Source organism: Lysobacter rhizosphaerae (assembly GCF_054779795.1).
Window position 1 is genome coordinate 148,342 of sequence record NZ_BAAGXO010000010.1, and the last position, 16,277, is coordinate 164,618.

Sequence of the window (16,277 nt, forward strand, 5' to 3'; positions counted from 1 at the left end):
ATCGGCTATGCTGCGGCGCGTCATGGCGCTTTCGAACGCGCCGTTCCCAGGGTCAGGGGCCCTACCGCGAATGCTGCTTTACCACCTGCACGAACTCGGCCGCGCCTGGATGCAGCCGTGGAACTACTGGGCCGAGGCCAATTCGCGCATGTTCGGCGCGTCGGGCAGCTGGTTGTCGTCGTTGCCGGGCGCTTCGCGCCTGTCCGCCGGCTACGAGCTGATGTATCGCATCGGCAAGGACTACGAGAAGCCCGAATTCGGCATCCATTCGATCGAGAAGGACGGCAAGAGCCATCCGGTGGTCGAGCGCGAGGTGTTGAAGAAGCCGTTCTGCCGCCTGCTCCGCTTCAAGCGCTTCGCCGACGACGCCGGCAACATCGCCGACTTCAAGGACGACCCGTCCGTGCTGGTCGTCGCGCCGCTGTCGGGCCACCACGCCACGCTGCTGCGCGACACGGTCAAGACGCTGCTGCGCGACCACAAGGTCTACATCACCGACTGGGTCGACGCGCGCATGGTGCCGCTCGAGGAAGGCGCCTTCCACCTCGACGACTACGTCGCCTACATCGAGGAATTCATCCGCACGATCGGCGCCGACAACCTGCACGTGATCAGCGTGTGCCAGCCGACCGTGCCGACGATGGCGGCGGTGTCGCTGATGGCTTCGCGTGGCGAGAAGACGCCGCGTTCGCTGGTGATGTTCGGCGGGCCGATCGACACGCGCGAGAATCCGACCAAGGTCAACGACCTCGCCACGCACAAGCCGCTGTGGTGGTTCGAGGCCAACCTCGTCCACGCCGTGCCGCCGAACTACCCCGGCCACAACCGCCGCGTGTATCCCGGCTTCCTGCAGCACGGCGGCTTCATGGCGATGAATCCGGAACGCCATTTCCAGTCGCACTGGGATTTCTACCAGGACCTGGTGAAGGGCGACCTCGAGGACGCCGATTCGCACCGCCGCTTCTACGACGAGTACAACGCCGTGCTCGACATGCCGGCCGAGTACTACCTGGAGACCGTCGACGTCGTGTTCCAGCGCCACCTGCTGCCGAAGGGCGAATGGGTGGTGCGCGGTGAGCGCGTGGATCCCGGCGCGATCCAGGGCACGGCGATCATGACGATCGAGGGCGAGCTCGACGACATCTCCGGCCAGGGCCAGACCCGCGCCGCGCATGCGCTGCTCACGGGCATCGCGCCGGAAGACCATCGCCACCTGACCGTCGAAGGCGCCGGCCACTACGGCATCTTCAGCGGCCGCCGCTGGCGCACGCAGGTGTATCCGCAGGTGCGCGACTTCATCGCGCAGTACGCGGCGAGCTGAAGCAACAGGCATCCAAGCGGAGCTGGCCCACCGGATCGGCTACTCCCTCCCCCGCTTGCGGGGGAGGCCCCCATCCCAGCCTTCCCCCGCAAGCGGGGGAAGGAGCAAAGCGCCGCACTGCAACCGTTGCGAGAGCGCGTATCTCGAAACAACGTGTTGACACTCCACACCTAGCCCAATGGTCATGTTGTCCGCGCCGCGCAAAGGTTGAACCATGGGCTCCTTGTCCCGGAGCCCATCATGAAGCCATCAGCCGCGCTGCTGACCCTCGCCCTTTTCGCCCATACACCCGCTTTCGCTGCCACCGCCGAGGGTCCATCGCGCCTGCTGACCGGCCAGGACCTGTTCTCGCTGGAAGTCGCCACCGATCCACAGATCAGCCCCGACGGCCGCACCATCGCCTACGTGCGCCGTTCCAACGACGTCATGACCGACCGCGCGCGTTCGGCGATCTGGCTGATCGACGTGGCGAGCGGCACGCAGGCGCCCCTGATCGCGGGCACGGGATCGCACATGCAGCCGCGCTGGTCGCGCGACGGCTCGCGGCTGGCCTACGTGTCCACTTCCGATGGCGGCGGCGCGCAGCTCTACGTGCGCTGGATGAAGACGGGCGCAGCGGCGCGCGTCACCGGCCTGCCGGAGACGCCGTCGGGCATCGAGTGGTCGCCCGATGGCAACCGCATCGCCTATTCGATGTTCGTTCCCGCCGAAGGCGCCTCGCTGGGCAAGGCGCCGGCGAAGCCCGAGGGCGCGCAATGGGCCGAACCGCTGCAGGTGATCGACGCCGTCACGTACCGCAACGACGGCGACGGTTACGCCAAGCCCGGCTTCGAGCACATCTTCTGGGTGCCCGCGGAGGGTGGCGCACCGACGCAGGTCACCTTCGGCCAGCACAACGCCGCGGGTCCGCTGTCGTGGACACCCGATGGCAAGGCGATCGTGTTCAGCGGCAACCTGTCGAAGGACTGGGAGCGGCAGGCGGTCGACACCGACGTGCACGTCGTGACGCTCGCCGACAACGGCATCCGCACGCTCACCGACCGCAACGGGCCGGATCGATCGCCGGTGGTGTCGCCCGATGGCAAGCGCATCGCCTATCTCGGCTTCGACGACCGCCGGCTGGGTTACCAGAACACGCTCCTGTACGTGATGGACAGCGACGGCCGCAACGCTCGCGTGCTGACCGGCAGCCTCGACCGCAGCGTCGACGGCCCGGTGTGGTCCGGCGACGGGCGTTCGGTCTTCGTCGACTACGACGACCATGGCAGCGTGCGCGTGGCCCGCGTCGGCCTGGACGGCTCGGTGCGCACGGTCGCGGAAGGATTGACCGGCAGCGGACTCGACCGGCCCTACAGCGGTGGCGAATACAGCGTGGCGCGCGACGGCACGCTGGCCATCACCAGCGGCACCCCGCTCCGCCCCTCCGACGTGGCGGTGGTGCGCGGCGGCAAGGCGCGGCGCCTCACCCACCTCAACGAGAGCCTGCTGGCGGCGAAGACGCTCGGCGACGTGCAGCCGTTGCCGGTGAAGGCCTTCGACGGTCGCGAAGTCGATGCGTGGATGGTGACGCCGCCCAACTTCGATGCGTCGCGCAAATATCCGCTGGTCCTGGAGATCCATGGCGGTCCGTTCGCGGCCTACGGCCCGGCGTTCTCGACCGACGACCAGCTCTACGCCGCGGCCGGCTATGTCGTGGTGTACGTCAACCCGCGCGGCTCGACGTCGTACGGCGAGGATTTCGCCAACCAGATCGACAAGGCGTATCCGGGCCACGACTACGACGACCTGATGAGTGCGGTGGATGCGGCGATCGCCAAGGGCTTCGTCGACAGCGACAACCTGTTCGTCACCGGTGGATCCGGCGGCGGCGTGCTGACCGCCTGGATCGTCGGCAAGAACGACCGCTTCCGCGCGGCGGCGACGCAGAAGCCGGTGATCGACTGGACCAGCTTCGCGCTTACTTCGGACGGCGCGATCTACTACCACAGCTACTGGTTCGACAAGCTGCCGTGGGAAGACCCGCAGGGTTACTGGGCGCGTTCGCCCCTGTCGCTGGTCGGCAACGTGAAGACGCCGACGCTGGTGGTCGTGGGCTCCGAGGATTACCGCACGCCGGTGAGCGAAGCCGAGCAGTACTACACCGCGCTGCAGCTGCGCGGCGTTCCCACTGCGCTGGTCAAGGTGCCCGGCGCGAGCCACGGCGGCATCGCGGCGCGGCCGTCGCAGTCGGCGGCGAAGGCGTCGGCGATCCTGGCCTGGTTCGAACGTTATCGCGGCAAGGACGGGTCCGGCGCCGCGGCGAAGTAATCCACGCTTCCGCAATGCAAAGAGCCGGCATCGCTGCCGGCTCTTTTTGTTTGCCGAGATGGCGCGGCTCAGTCGAACTGCGAGGTCTTCACCAGCATGTGCTTGGCCAGCTGCCCGTGCAGGTGGCCGATCGCGCGGGCCAGGTGCAGCGTGGCGAACAGCAGCACCACGCCGACGATGAAGCACAGCGGCAGCGCCCACCAGCCGTCGACGCCGATCACGTTGACGTCGTCCATCCACAGACCGCCGTTGAATCCGCCGAACAGCGCGGCAACCGGTGCCGCGATCAGGCCCAGCGACGTCGCCAGCCCGGTGACCGCCACGGTGAAGTAGGCGATGCCCAGCGGCAGCATCAGCAGGAAATACAACTGCGTGGCCCAGGTGCGCGGATCGGTGAAGAGGTCCTTGATGCGTTCCAGCCACGGCCTGCCGCGGGTGGAATACAACGGCCGGCGCGGCATGCGTTCGCCGAGCATCACCTCGACGATGCGTCCTTCCACCAGCGACAACACGCGGATCGAGCCGAAGTACAGGATCACGAACGGAATGCCGATGATCAGCACCGCGAGACCGCCCGACAGCGAGATGCCGGTGACGACCCAGGTGAAGTAGAAGATGCCCGTGGCCAGCGCCAGCAGCATGTAGAACAGCGCCGCATACGTGCGCGGCTCGGCGATCACGCCGAAGAAGCGGCTGATCCACGAACGGTTGGCGACTGGCGGGCGCGTGGTCGGCGTACGCAGCGCGCTCTGCACCTTCACTTCAGTGTCGCGGTAGATGTCGGCGACTTCGTCCGGCGCGCCATAGCTGCTGGCCACGGCGGCGATCACCTCGGCCTCGGACTTGCCGGGGTTCTCGGTCAGCTCCGAACGCAGGTATTCCTCGGCGTCGTACAGCGCGTCCTGCACCAGCGCCGGATCGGCACCGGCCAGCGAGCGGCGCAGCTGCTCGAGGTAGTCGGGAATGGTGGTCGGCAAAGCGGTGGCGTTCATTTGGCTTCCCCAAGGACAGCGTCGACGGAATCACGGGTGGCGCGCCAGGCGGCGGACCATCCGCGCAGGGCTTCGCGCCCGGCTTCGGTAATGCGGTAGTAGCGGCGCGGCGGGCCGGACACGGAGGGTTCGACGAAGCTGTCTAGCAGCCCGTTTCCCTCCAGGTTGCGCAGTACGGGGTACAGCGCGCTCTGCTTGCCGCTGAGGACGCCCTCGCCCTCCTGCTCCAGGCGCTTGGCGATCTGGTAGCCGTACATGGGCTCGCCGGCAGTGCCCAGTACGGCGAGCAGGGCCAGAGACACGGTGCCGGCGCTGAGCTCCTTCTGGAACTTGCGCAGGTGGCTGTCGAGCGTAATGGGGGAATCCGGGGTCATGGCGTGTGTCCGGTAACTTGAAGCAAACACTACTGCTAACTTCGCTATACCGTCTCTGCCATTAGTCACGGGGTGCCGTTGGTCATGGGCGGGACTGGCGCCGTATCCTCGCCGCTCCGTCCCAACCAGAACGCCACGATGGATATGCCGCGTCCCGGCGCCGAACACGAGCGCCTGTTTTCCCGCCTGCAAGGCCGCTGGTCAGGGCCCGAACAGCTGGCACCCTCGCCCTGGGGCGAAGGCGGCGCCGCGATCGGCCGCACGCATTGCCGCGTCGCCCTCGATGGCATGACGCTGGTCCAGGAGTACGAGGAGGAAAAGGATGGCCACGTCTGCTTCCGCGGCCACGGGGTCTTCCTGATCGAACCCGGCAGCGGTGACGTGTTGTGGTGGTGGTTCGACAGCATGGGTTTCCCGCCCGAACCCGCGCGTGGCCGTTGGGAAGGCGACACGCTGCTGTTCGAGAAGAAGACGCCACGCGGCGAGGCGCGCTACCGCTACGACTTCGCCGGCGACGGCTATCGCTTCACCATCGAGAACCGCTTCCCGGGCCAAGTCGAATTCAGTGAATTCATGCACGGCAATTACCGCCGCGCTGAATGATGATTTCGAATGACTTCGAACAATGATTTCGAACAACCGGGTTTGATCCGTCGCGGCGTCCCTCGCGACCCTTAGGAGCTTGCATGCACTTCAACCGCGTAGTCCTGCTGTCCGCCATGCTCGGCCTGGCCTGTACCGCACATGCCGCCAAGCCGACGAAGAAGCCGGCCGCCCGGTCCTCGACGCATAAAGCGCCGGCACGGAAAGCGGAGCCGGCGACGCCAGCCGCGCAGGCCACCAAGCCGAAGTCGATGCAGGAGATCCTCGACGCAACCCAGGCGGCCGATTGGCGCACGCTCGATCCGGCCAACACGCTGTACCTCGATCTCGCCTCGGGCCGCGTCGTGATCGAACTCGCCCCCGGCTTCGCCCCCGCGCATGTCGCCAACATCCGCACGCTGGCGAAGGAAGGGTATTGGAACGGACTGAGCATCAACCGCTCGCAGGACAACTTCGTCGTGCAGTGGGGCGATGCCGCCGAGGACGACCAGCAGAAGAAGCCGCTCGGCACCGCCCAGGCCAAGCTGCCCGCGGAATTCGAACGCACGGGCAAGAGCGTCAAGTTCGACCGCCTGCCCGACAGCGACGGCTGGGCGCCACAGGTGGGGTTCGCCGAGGGTTTTCCGGCCGCGCGCGATCCGCAGGCCGGCAAGACGTGGCTGGCACATTGCTACGGCGCCATCGGCGCGGGTCGTGATGTCGCCGCCGATTCCAGCAACGGCACCGAGTTGTACGTCGTGACCGGCCAGTCGCCGCGCCAGCTCGACCGCAACATCACCGTGGTCGGGCGCGTCGTGCAGGGCATGGAATTCCTCTCCGTGCTGCCGCGCGGCACCGGTCCGCTCGGTTTCTACGAGAAGCCCGAACAGCGCACCGCGATCAAGGCGATCCGCCTTGCATCGGAGGTACCGGAAAACGACCGCGTGCCGCTCGAGCTGCTGCGCACGGACACGCCCGCCTTCACCCAGCTGGTGGAAGCGCGCCGCAACCGCCGCGACGAGTGGTACAAGCGGCCCGCTGGGCATATCGACCTGTGCAACGTGCCGCTGCCGGTGCGTCCCGCGAAGAAATGACGCCAGCGTTCCCGAAGCAGAAAGGCCGCCGAAAGGCGGCTTTTCTGTCTGCAGCGCATGACCCGGAACGCCTGCCGTGCAGCGGCTCCGGTTCGACAAAGCCCGATCGCTCCGTCACGCACCCTTGCCGCTTCAGCGCCTAGCCTGACCGCGCCCCAGCCCAGACCAGGACAAGGCCGCGCCATGCCCCAACTGCGTTTGCGAATCACCGGCAGCGAGGACGATGCACGCGCGATCGGCAACCTGCTGGCGAGCATCGAAGGCATCGAGCACGTGGAGGAAGTGGCCGACCTCATGGGCCACATGGACGATGACGATTCCAGCTCCGCCGGCCTGCCCGACGACCAGGGCCCCGGCGTGCACGAACTGGAGATAGACGCCCCCAACAACGCCACCGCCGCCAAGGTGAGGGAGGCGGTGGAAGCGCTGGCATTCGAACTCGACGTGCTCGTCGAATTCGAGTCCGACGAGGAATGGAGCGAATAGCCCGCGGCTTCGTTCGCACCCACCTTCCCTGCCGGCCAACCGCGACGCATCACAACCCCGACTTGCGGCCCGCGCATCGCCGCGGGCATGGCGATATGCTCGGCCGTCGCAGCTCCGCTGCACACCCGACCACCCTCCATCCGAGATGCCCGAGACCACCATGCGCCTGCGTCCCGTCCCAACGGCGATCCCACTGTCGATCGCCCTCGCCCTCCTGATCTCCACCTCCGCCTGCCAGAAGCACGAAACGCCCGCTTCCACCGCCACGCCGGCGGCGACGCAGGCTTCCACCACCGCAGCCGACGCGAAGTTCGCCGACCTCTCCAAGCGCTGGCTCGACGGCTGGCTGGAACAGCAACCGGTCAGCGCCACCCAGACCGGCAAGCACGACTTCGACGACCGCATCGACGACTTGAGCGCCGCCGGCCGCCAGAAGTTCACCGATTTCAGCAAGCAGATGCTGGCCGAGGTCGATGCGGTCGACGCCGCCAAGCTCTCGCGCGAAAACCAGGTCGACCTCGCCATCCTGCGCAACCAGATCCGCTACGACATCTGGCAGATGGACACGCTGCAGAGCTGGGCATGGGATCCGCAGGTCTACAACGGCATCGCCGGTGGCGCGCTGTACACGCTGATGGCACGCGACTTCGCGCCGATGCCGCAGCGCCTCAAGGCCGCGACCGCACGCATGGAGAAGATTCCCGCGCTGTTCGCCCAGATGCGCGAGAACCTCGACCTGGCGCGCGTGCCGAAGATCCACGCCGAAACCGTCGCCAAGCAGAATGCCGGCATCACCAGCATCGTCGACGACATGATCGCCCCACATGCGGGCGAACTCAGCGGCGCCGATCGCGTCCGCCTGGATGCCGCGATGGCCTCGCTGAAGAAGGCCGTCGCCGAGAACCAGGCCTGGCTCGACAAGACCCTGGTGCCCGGTGCGAAGGGTGACTTCCGCATCGGCCAGAAGCTGTACGACGAGAAGCTCGCTTTCGCGTTGAACTCGCCGCTCTCGCGGCAGGACATCCGCACCCGCGCCGAAGCCGCGATCAAGCAGACGCGCACCGAGATGTACGACATCGCCCGCAAGGTATTGGCCGGCAAGCCGAATGCGCCCGCGGAGATGCCGGACACGCCGAGCGACGAGCAGCAGCAGAAGGCGATCGAAGCCGCGCTCGAACTTGCCTACGCCGATCGCCCGGCGCGCGACAAGGTGGTCGAACTCGCCAAGCAGGCCACCGCCGATGCGACCGCGTTCGTGCGCGAGAAGCAGCTGGTATCGGCGCCCGATGCGCCGGTGCAGATCATCCTCATGCCGGAATTCCAGCGCGGCGTGTCCGTGGCCTACTGCGATTCGCCCGGTCCGCTGGACAAGGGCCTGGACACGTTCTACGCCGTGTCGCCGATCCCGGATGACTGGAGCAAGGAGCAGGTCGATTCCTTCCTGCGCGAATACAACACCCGTTCGATCCACGAGCTGAGCATCCACGAAGCGATGCCGGGCCACTACCTGCAGCTGTGGCATTCCAACAAGTACCCGTCGACGCTGCGCGCGGTGCTGGGCTCGGGCTCCTTCATCGAAGGCTGGGCGATGTACGGCGAGAAGGTCATGGCCGATGCCGGCTACATGAACAACGATCCGCTGATGCAGCTGATCCAGCGCAAGTGGGCGCTGCGCGCGATGGCCAACGCGATCCTCGACCAGGCCATCCACGTCGATGGGATGAGCAAGGAGGACGCGATGAAGCTGATGACCGTGACCACCTTCCAGCAGGAGCGCGAAGCGTCCGGCAAGTGGGTGCGCGCGTCGCTGACCTCGGCCCAGCTGCCGACCTACTTCGTCGGCTACAGCGAGCACATGGACCTGCGCAACGAAGTGCAGAAGCGCGAAGGCGACAAGTTCAACATCAAGGCCTACCACGACAAGCTGCTGTCGTTCGGCTCGCCCCCCGGCCGGTTCGCGCGCGAACTGATGCTGGACGAACCGATCAAGTGACACGCCGGGCCGGCGCGCGTCGCAAGGCGCGCGCCGGCCTACCGTGGCCGGTCAGCCGGGCGGACGGGCGGACGAATGGACACCGCCAGGTCCTTGTCACAGTGGGCGGCGCCGCCCGACCCGTCCGGGTGGCGGCCGCCCTTGCCCGCAATGCCCGCACTTCGCCGTTCGTTCAGTAGCAACATCCAGCGGTACCATCCCGGGCCCTCCCAAAGTCCCCTGCCTGCATGAGCCGAAAACCCGCCTTGCCCGATGACTGGTCGCGCACCTCGGTGCCCGCCATCGACGGCATCCGTGTCGGTATCGGTGGCTGGAACTACGTGCCCTGGCGCAACAACTTCTATCCACCCGGCCTGGTGCAGCGGCGCGAACTCGAATATGCCTCGCGCCACCTCAGCGCGATCGAGATCAATGGCACCTACTACGGCGCGCAGCGGCCCGCGGTTTACGAGAAGTGGGCATCGGAAACACCCGACGGTTTCGTGTTCTCGCTCAAGGCGCCGATGCGGATCATGCAGTCGCGCGTGCTCGCGAATACCGGAGCGCAGGTCGAGGACTTCCTTGGCGGCATCGCATCCCTGGGCGATCGCCTGGGGCCGGTGGTCTGGCAGTTCGATGTCGGCCGCAAGCTGGAACGCGAGGACTTCACCGCCTTCCTCCACCTGCTGCCCGACGAAGTCGATGGCCGCCGCCTGCGCCACGTGCTGGACGTGCGCGACTCGTCATTCGTCGACGCACGCTTCGTCGCTTTGTTGCGCGAACGCAACCTGGGCGCCGTGTTCACCGACTCACGCGACTATCCCTCGTTCGCCGACATCACCACCGACTTCGTCTACGCGCGGCTGATGCGCTCGCGCAGCGAGATCGACACCGGCTACACCGCCGAGGAACTGGCTCATTGGGCCGAGCGCGTAAGACTGTGGGCGCGGGGCGGGCATCCGGAGGACCTGCCGCACATCGCGGCCAACGGCATGCCACCGACCGAGCAGCGCGACGTGTATGTGTTCTTCATCAGCGCCGCGAAGGAACGCAATCCAGCGGCGGCGATGGCGTTGACCGAACTGTTGAAACGAGTGCGGTAATCGCACCGACAGCGGGACGCTCTGAGTAGAGCAAAGGCCTACCGCCCATTGTTCGCATTTTGCGAACTCGTTGTTCGCAGATTCCCACATCAATATGCTGGCGGATCAGCCCGCTGACCGTACCTCGTAGTGCTCCACCTGCGGCTCGCGCGCGAGCAGGAAGCCCTCGTCTTCCGGGTAGTACTTCGCCTTCAACAGGTCATCGCCGGCGAAGGCACGGATCGCATCCTCGCTTTCCCAGTAGCTCAGGGTGAGGAAGTGGGCGATGTCGCCTTCATCGCGCCGCAACACCTGCGCGCCGAGGTTGCCCGGCGTGCCGCGGTAATCGGGCATCGCGCGATCGGAGAGGAACGTCGCATATGCATCGGCGCGATCGAGGCGCGTGGTGCCATGCCAGAGTCGGGCGATCATGCCTCACCCCTTGATGAGTGGCGGAATACCCGCCACATCTCAGCGCGACGGTTGCTGGCTCATGGCCACACTACCCAGGATGAGCGCGGCCGAGATTGCCATCGTCCAGGTTAAGGATTCGCCAAGCAGCAGCCATGCCCAGGCAACGCCGAACACCGGGATCAGGTAGGTCACGGTCGAGGCACGGCTCGCGCCGACACGGGCGATCAGGCGGTAGTACATGACGAAGGCGATGCCCGTGCACAGCACGCCGAGCATGCCCGCGGACAGCCACGACTTCAGGGGGATCGCATGCTGCGGCCAGGTGGCGATCGCAAACGGCAGCGTGAGCAGGGTCGAGGTGCCCAGCGTCGCCGACGCCACCGCCGCCGGCGGCAGGCCGGTCAGGTGGCGGCGTACCAGGTTGATGCCGATGCCATAGAGGAACGCCGCCGCGCTGCCCGCCAGGACCGCCCAGCCGATGCTCGCGCCCGCGATCTTGCCGCTGGCCAGCACCACGACGCCGGCGAAGCCGGTGAACAGGGCGACCGCGCGCTTGGCACCGATCTTCTCGCCGAAGAACAGGAAGCCGACGAGCGCGGTGAACAGCACCGTCATCGCATTGGAAATCGCGCCGACGCCCGCGGGGGCCCGCTGCGCCGCCCACGCGAACAGCATGAATGGCACGGCGGAATTGATCGCACCGATCAGCGCGAGCTTGCCCCACAGCTTCGGCGAAGCGAAGTGCGAGCGATAACGCCACAGGAACGGCAGCAGCACCAGCGAGCCGAGGCCGAGGCGCACTTCCACCAGCGGCATCGGACCGAAGTCGTTGGCGGCCACGCGCATGAACAGGAACGAGGCGCCCCAGATGGCGCCGAGCACCGCCAGTTCCACCGGCGTCAGCCAGGCGCTCTCGCGCAGGCTGCGCAGCGGGCGATCGGTGGCAAGAGTGTTCATGGTGCGAGTCCTCATCGGGAAGCTGTCATGCGGGCCGGTTGGCGTGATCGCAGCGACAGTCAACCTTGGCTGTAATTGAAACGATGTGCACGGCTTGCGGCTTCGCGCGCGGCGCCCAGCGCCGCCGGATCCAGGTTGAAGCCGAACAGGCGCACGCCGGTCTCGCTCCTCGGCCTGTGGCTCGTGCCCGGCAGGAAGCGCACGTAGGTTCCCGCGCCATGGCGCGCGTGGCCTTCGATCACTTCGCCTGCGATCACGTAGTAGTGCTCGCCGGTGTCGTGGTCGTCGACGTACGGCCAGGTGCTGCCCGGCTCCATGTCGATCACCCACACGCGCACGCTGCCGTCGGACGACAGGTCGCGCCGCGAGCAGCCGTGGCCCACGCGCACTGCCGGAATGTCGTCGATCAACGACGCCTGCAGGGTGGAAACCGAGATCGCATCCAGTCGGCCCATGTCTTGTTCCGTTGGCGATGGGCGCATGGCGCCCGTGGGGGAGGTGCACGACACGGCCTGTCGGGCAGCACTGTCGGCATACGCAATTTTCGGCCCACGGCCATCCGGCACAAGCGCATACTTTCGCCGACAGACACAAACCAGATTTGAGGCTCATGATGGCCCTGCGTGCGGACCTGCTCCCGGCCCTGGCGGCATTCGAATCCGCCGCGCGCCACCAGAACTTCGCCCACGCCGCGGAAGAACTGCACCTCACCGCGAGCGCCGTCAGCCACCATGTCCGCAAGCTCGAAGCGCGGCTGGGCGTGGTCCTGTTCCAGCGCCATGCGCGCGGGGTATCGCTGACCGCCGAAGGGCGCCAGCTGGCCGACGCCGCGGGCAGCGCGATGGCCGACATGGAAAGCGTGGTGCGCAGCCTGCGCGTCGCACGCGCGGAACTGGATCGCGTGCACATCACGACACTGCACTCGCTCACCTACACCTGGCTGCAGCCACGCCTGCCGCAATTCGCCGCGCTGCATCCGAACGTGCGGCTCACCGTCGATACCGAGGTGGCGCTGACCCGCTTCGACGATGGCGGGCCGGACCTCGGCATCCGCCATGGCGCGGGGCACTGGCCGGGACTCACCGCGCACCACCTGATGGACGACTACCTGTTCCCGGTGGCGTCGCCCACCCTGCCCGGCGTGGAAGACGTGCGCGATGCCGCCGCGATCACGCGCCTGCCGCTGGTGTCCGACCTCGCCCGCCAGGGCTGGCACGACTGGCTGCGCGCGGCCGACGTGCATGGCGCTTCGATCGAGGAACGCTACCGCTTCAGCGACAGCACGGCCGCCCTGAATGCCGCGGTGCATGGACTGGGTGCCGCCCTGGCGCGGGACAAGATCGTCGCGCCCTATCTCGCCGCCGGCATGCTTGTCCGCCTGCCCGGCCCGGCGTTGAAGGCGCGCTGGGGCTATTACGTGGTGTATCCGGCGCACAAGCGCCTCAAGCCCGCGGCGCGTGCCTTCGTCGACTGGCTGCTCGCCCTGCCCGGCGAATCCGCTAACCCACCTGGCTAACGAGGACGCTTGGAGGCGCGGACGCGCTTCGGCGGTGCGTTGGCCTTGCGCAATGCCGCCTCGTAGGCGAGTTGCGCCCACGGCAGCATGTCCTGCGCGGATTCCATGGCGGCGGCCGGCGCGGACCAGTAACTGAGGGTGATGGGCTCGCGCTGCTTTTCGTACACGAACGGCGCACTGCCCGCCGCCTCGAAACGCGCCTGCGTCTGCGCATCGACTTTCAGGTACAGCGATTCGTCGATCACGAGCGCAAAAAACACGCCATCGCGATAGAGGCCGTGGCCGCCAAACATCCTGCGCGCGGTCACCGGACCGAAGCCGGCGAACAGGTCCTGCAGGTAATCGATGAAGTCGTCGCGCATGGAGGATGTACTGCCGGCAGGAAACACGGGCGACGCGCCTTCCCGACGCTTCCCTGCACCAGCTTGCCATGACCAGGGCCGGTCGCGCGCCAGGCGGGCAGGCTCGCGGATAATGCCCCCCATGCCCATGACCGACACCCGCAAGGCCTTCCTGCAAATCCACTTCTGCGTGGTGCTGTGGGGCTTCACCGCCATTCTCGGCAAGATGATCTCGCTGCCGGCGTTGCCGCTGGTGTGGTGGCGCCTGCTGATCGTGGTAGCCGCACTCGCGCTGGTGCCGCGAGTCTGGCGCGGGCTGCGCGCGATGCCGCCGCGGCTGATCCTCGCCTACGCCGGCATCGGCGCATTGGTGTCGCTGCACTGGCTCACCTTCTACGGCGCGATCAAGCTGTCCAATGCCTCGGTGGGCGCGACCTGCATCGCGCTGGGCACCGTCTTCGTCGCGATGATCGAACCGTGGCTCACGCGTACCCGCTTCTCCAAGCGCGAACTCGCCCTGGGCGTGCTGGTGCTGCCCGGCGTGGTGCTGGTGGTCGGCGGCGTACCGCACGGCATGCGCGCGGGCATCGCTGTCGGCGCGCTGTCGGCGCTCCTGGTCGCGATCTTCGGCTCGCTCAACAAGCGCTTCGTCGAGCATGCCGATCCGCTCACCGTCACCGCACTCGAACTCGGCGCCGGCGCGATCGTGCTCACGGCGCTCGCCCCCGTGATGCCGTTGCTGTTCCCGGCCTTCGCCGGCGACCTGCTGGTGCTGCCAAGCACGCGCGACGTCCTGCTGCTGCTGGCCCTGTCGCTGGCCTGCACGCTGTTGCCGTTCACGCTGTCGCTGGTGGCGCTGCGGCACATGAGTGCCTTCGCCCAGCAGCTGGCGGTCAACCTGGAGCCGGTCTATGCCATCGTCCTGGCCATCGTGCTGCTGGGCGAGCAGCGCGAGTTGAGTGCGCAGTTCTATCTCGGCGTCGCGATCATCCTCGCCGCGGTCTTCATCCACCCCTTGCTGGGCACGCCGCATCGCCTGCGACCGGAAGTGCTGGGCACCGCCGAATCCAAGGGCGCGGCCGAATAGCCACGCCTGAACGAGACGGGCATCGCTACACGCCCGGGTTCGTGGCAGGCTAGACGCCGGTCCACCCCTGGTCTGCGCATGTACCTCGAGCACTACGGCCTCAAAGAGCCGCCTTTCTCGATCACGCCCGACCCGCGCTTCGTGTTCCTCAGCGAGCGCCATCGGGATGCACTGGCGCACCTGCTGTTCGGCATCGGCCAGGGCGGCGGCGGCGGCTTCGTGCAGCTCACCGGCGAGGTGGGCACCGGCAAGACCACCCTGAGCCGGCTGCTGCTGGAACAGATCCCGCCGCATACCCGCGTCGCCCTGGTACTCAATCCACGCGTGACGCCGGCGGAACTGCTGGCAACGATCTGCGAAGAACTGCACCTGCCCGTCGACCCGGGCATGTCGGGCAGCATCAAGGCGCTCACCGACGCGCTCAACGCCTACCTGCTCGACGCCTATGCGCAGGGCCTGCGCGTGGTGCTGATCATCGACGAGGCGCAGAACCTGTCCGTCGACGCGCTGGAGCAGGTGCGCCTGCTCACCAACCTCGAGACCGACACCCAGAAGCTCCTGCAGATCATCCTGCTCGGCCAGCCGGAACTGCGCACGATCCTGGCGCGGCCAGACCTGCGCCAGCTCGCGCAGCGCATCACCGCGCGCTACCACCTGACCCCGCTGGACGCGCACGAAACCGCCACCTACCTGCGCCACCGCCATCGCGTCGCCGGCGGCCTGCACCTGCCGTTCGATGCCGGCGCGATCAAGCGCATCCACGTGCATTCGGGTGGCGTACCGCGCCTGATCAACGTGATTGCCGAGCGCGCCCTGCTCGGTGGCTACGCGCACGACGACACCCGCATCGATGCCCGCACGGTCGATCGCGCCGCGCGGGAAGCACTGGCGCCGAAGGCGTCGTCGGCCTGGCGCGCCAGGCGCTGGCTGATACCCGGCGGCGTGGGCGTGGCGGCACTGGCCCTGGTCGCGGGCGTGTACGCATGGCGGGCGCCGCCGGCAGCTCCGGTGGCGAAGCCGATGGCAACAAAGTCGATGGCCGCAACGATCACCGCGGCCACTCCCGCGACGACGGCGGACAAGGTCCGGCCCGCTCCACCCGCCGCAGCCGCGCAACCCGCGCGTCCCGCGGTCCTCGATGCCGATGCGCTGGCCAGTCGCATCGATGGCGCCGCAGCCGCTTCGCCACTGGCGTGGCAGCACTTGCTGCAGGCGTGGAAGCTGCCATCCGACAACCTCAGCATCTCCATCGCCTCGGGCTGCTCCTTCGCGATCGCCGCCGATGCCTACTGCCTGCGCGCACGGGGCACGCTCGACCGCTTGGTGGCGCAGGATCGACCCGTGTTGTTGCGCCTGCGCAGCGGCACGCACGAGGCGTGGGCCGTGCTCCTGGGCGCCGATGCACGCATCGCCCGCGTGTCGCTCGACGGCCACACGCTCGATATCGAACGCCTGGCGCTGGCGCGCCACTGGAACGGCGAATACGCGGCACTGTGGCGCGGCCCCGCCAACCTGACCCTGCCCGTCGCCGGAGAAACGCCGTCGCTCACGTGGGTGCGCGACCGCCTCACGACGCGCTACCTGCCGGCGGATGCCGTCGCCACCCTCGATGCCGACATGCTCGCCGCGGTGCGGCGCTTCCAGGGCGACAGCGGACTCGCCAGCGACGGCGTGATCGGTCCGGAAACCCTGATGGCCCTCGCCGCGCGCGACGAAGCCGGCCCGCGCCTGTTGAAGGGACTGGAGTAGTCC

The 16,277-nt window shown here is 67.7% G+C and carries 16 protein-coding genes; 10 read left to right on the forward strand and 6 right to left on the reverse strand.

Annotated features, from left to right (window positions below; genetic code table 11):
• The first annotated feature begins 73 nt into the window (after window positions 1-73).
• On the forward strand, window positions 74-1,321 hold the full coding sequence (locus ACYVGE_RS14340) for a polyhydroxyalkanoate depolymerase (RefSeq protein ID WP_460730882.1): 1,248 nt from the start codon (window positions 74-76) through the stop codon (window positions 1,319-1,321).
• Window positions 1,322-1,561: 240 nt separating this feature from the next.
• Window positions 1,562-3,628 carry a prolyl oligopeptidase family serine peptidase gene (locus ACYVGE_RS14345; RefSeq protein ID WP_460730807.1) on the forward strand — a complete coding sequence of 689 codons (2,067 nt, stop codon included), beginning with the start codon at window positions 1,562-1,564 and terminating at the stop codon, window positions 3,626-3,628.
• 68 nt (window positions 3,629-3,696) lie between these two features.
• Here the strand turns inward: ACYVGE_RS14345 and ACYVGE_RS14350 are convergent, their stop codons facing one another.
• Window positions 3,697-4,620, reverse strand: coding sequence for a sensor domain-containing protein (locus ACYVGE_RS14350; protein ID WP_460730808.1), 924 nt, complete (start codon window positions 4,618-4,620; stop codon window positions 3,697-3,699).
• Window positions 4,617-4,994, reverse strand: coding sequence for a PadR family transcriptional regulator (locus ACYVGE_RS14355; protein WP_460730809.1), 378 nt, complete (start codon window positions 4,992-4,994; stop codon window positions 4,617-4,619). Before ACYVGE_RS14355 ends, ACYVGE_RS14350 begins: the two co-directional genes overlap by 4 nt.
• A gap of 138 nt (window positions 4,995-5,132) precedes the next feature.
• Between ACYVGE_RS14355 and ACYVGE_RS14360 the strand changes: the two genes are divergently transcribed.
• The 5 genes from ACYVGE_RS14360 to ACYVGE_RS14380 all read left to right on the forward strand — a co-directional run bounded on the left by ACYVGE_RS14360 (window position 5,133) and on the right by ACYVGE_RS14380 (window position 10,231).
• A complete protein-coding gene (locus ACYVGE_RS14360; protein ID WP_460730810.1) occupies window positions 5,133-5,597 on the forward strand; it encodes a DUF1579 family protein in 465 nt (154 codons plus the stop codon).
• A 251-nt stretch (window positions 5,598-5,848) separates the two neighbouring features.
• Window positions 5,849-6,670 (forward strand): peptidylprolyl isomerase, encoded by an 822-nt coding sequence (locus ACYVGE_RS14365; RefSeq protein ID WP_460730883.1) that lies wholly within the window; start codon window positions 5,849-5,851, stop codon window positions 6,668-6,670.
• 183 nt (window positions 6,671-6,853) lie between these two features.
• Entirely contained in the window at window positions 6,854-7,156 is a 303-nt protein-coding gene (locus tag ACYVGE_RS14370) for a hypothetical protein (protein WP_460730811.1), read from the forward strand.
• Window positions 7,157-7,316: 160 nt separating this feature from the next.
• Window positions 7,317-9,149, forward strand: coding sequence for a DUF885 domain-containing protein (locus ACYVGE_RS14375; RefSeq protein ID WP_460730812.1), 1,833 nt, complete (start codon window positions 7,317-7,319; stop codon window positions 9,147-9,149).
• Window positions 9,150-9,376: 227 nt separating this feature from the next.
• Window positions 9,377-10,231, forward strand: coding sequence for a DUF72 domain-containing protein (locus ACYVGE_RS14380; protein ID WP_460730813.1), 855 nt, complete (start codon window positions 9,377-9,379; stop codon window positions 10,229-10,231).
• A 105-nt stretch (window positions 10,232-10,336) separates the two neighbouring features.
• Here ACYVGE_RS14380 and ACYVGE_RS14385 read toward each other — a convergent pair whose 3' ends face one another.
• From ACYVGE_RS14385 to ACYVGE_RS14395, 3 genes are read right to left on the reverse strand one after another with little or no spacing between them, the layout of a single operon-like run.
• Complete coding sequence (locus ACYVGE_RS14385) at window positions 10,337-10,642, reverse strand: antibiotic biosynthesis monooxygenase family protein (RefSeq protein WP_310053688.1); 306 nt, start codon at window positions 10,640-10,642, stop codon at window positions 10,337-10,339.
• Between the two features lie 39 nt (window positions 10,643-10,681).
• Window positions 10,682-11,581 carry a DMT family transporter gene (locus ACYVGE_RS14390; protein WP_457098033.1) on the reverse strand — a complete coding sequence of 300 codons (900 nt, stop codon included), beginning with the start codon at window positions 11,579-11,581 and terminating at the stop codon, window positions 10,682-10,684.
• A 59-nt stretch (window positions 11,582-11,640) separates the two neighbouring features.
• The gene (locus tag ACYVGE_RS14395; RefSeq protein ID WP_460730814.1) at window positions 11,641-12,036 is read right to left on the reverse strand and encodes a cupin domain-containing protein; all 396 of its coding nucleotides are present in this window, start codon (window positions 12,034-12,036) and stop codon (window positions 11,641-11,643) included.
• A gap of 158 nt (window positions 12,037-12,194) precedes the next feature.
• Between ACYVGE_RS14395 and ACYVGE_RS14400 the strand changes: the two genes are divergently transcribed.
• Window positions 12,195-13,097 (forward strand): LysR substrate-binding domain-containing protein, encoded by a 903-nt coding sequence (locus ACYVGE_RS14400; protein ID WP_460730815.1) that lies wholly within the window; start codon window positions 12,195-12,197, stop codon window positions 13,095-13,097.
• Here ACYVGE_RS14400 and ACYVGE_RS14405 read toward each other — a convergent pair.
• Window positions 13,094-13,459 carry a TfoX/Sxy family protein gene (locus ACYVGE_RS14405; RefSeq protein WP_460730816.1) on the reverse strand — a complete coding sequence of 122 codons (366 nt, stop codon included), beginning with the start codon at window positions 13,457-13,459 and terminating at the stop codon, window positions 13,094-13,096. The two genes, ACYVGE_RS14400 and ACYVGE_RS14405, sit on opposite strands and share 4 nt — an antisense overlap.
• Before the next feature lie 121 nt (window positions 13,460-13,580).
• Here ACYVGE_RS14405 and ACYVGE_RS14410 point away from each other — a divergent pair, with 121 nt between their 5' ends.
• On the forward strand, window positions 13,581-14,525 hold the full coding sequence (locus ACYVGE_RS14410; protein ID WP_460730817.1) for a DMT family transporter: 945 nt from the start codon (window positions 13,581-13,583) through the stop codon (window positions 14,523-14,525).
• A gap of 78 nt (window positions 14,526-14,603) precedes the next feature.
• A complete protein-coding gene (locus ACYVGE_RS14415) occupies window positions 14,604-16,274 on the forward strand; it encodes an ExeA family protein (protein WP_460730818.1) in 1,671 nt (556 codons plus the stop codon).
• Window positions 16,275-16,277: the final 3 nt, after the last annotated feature.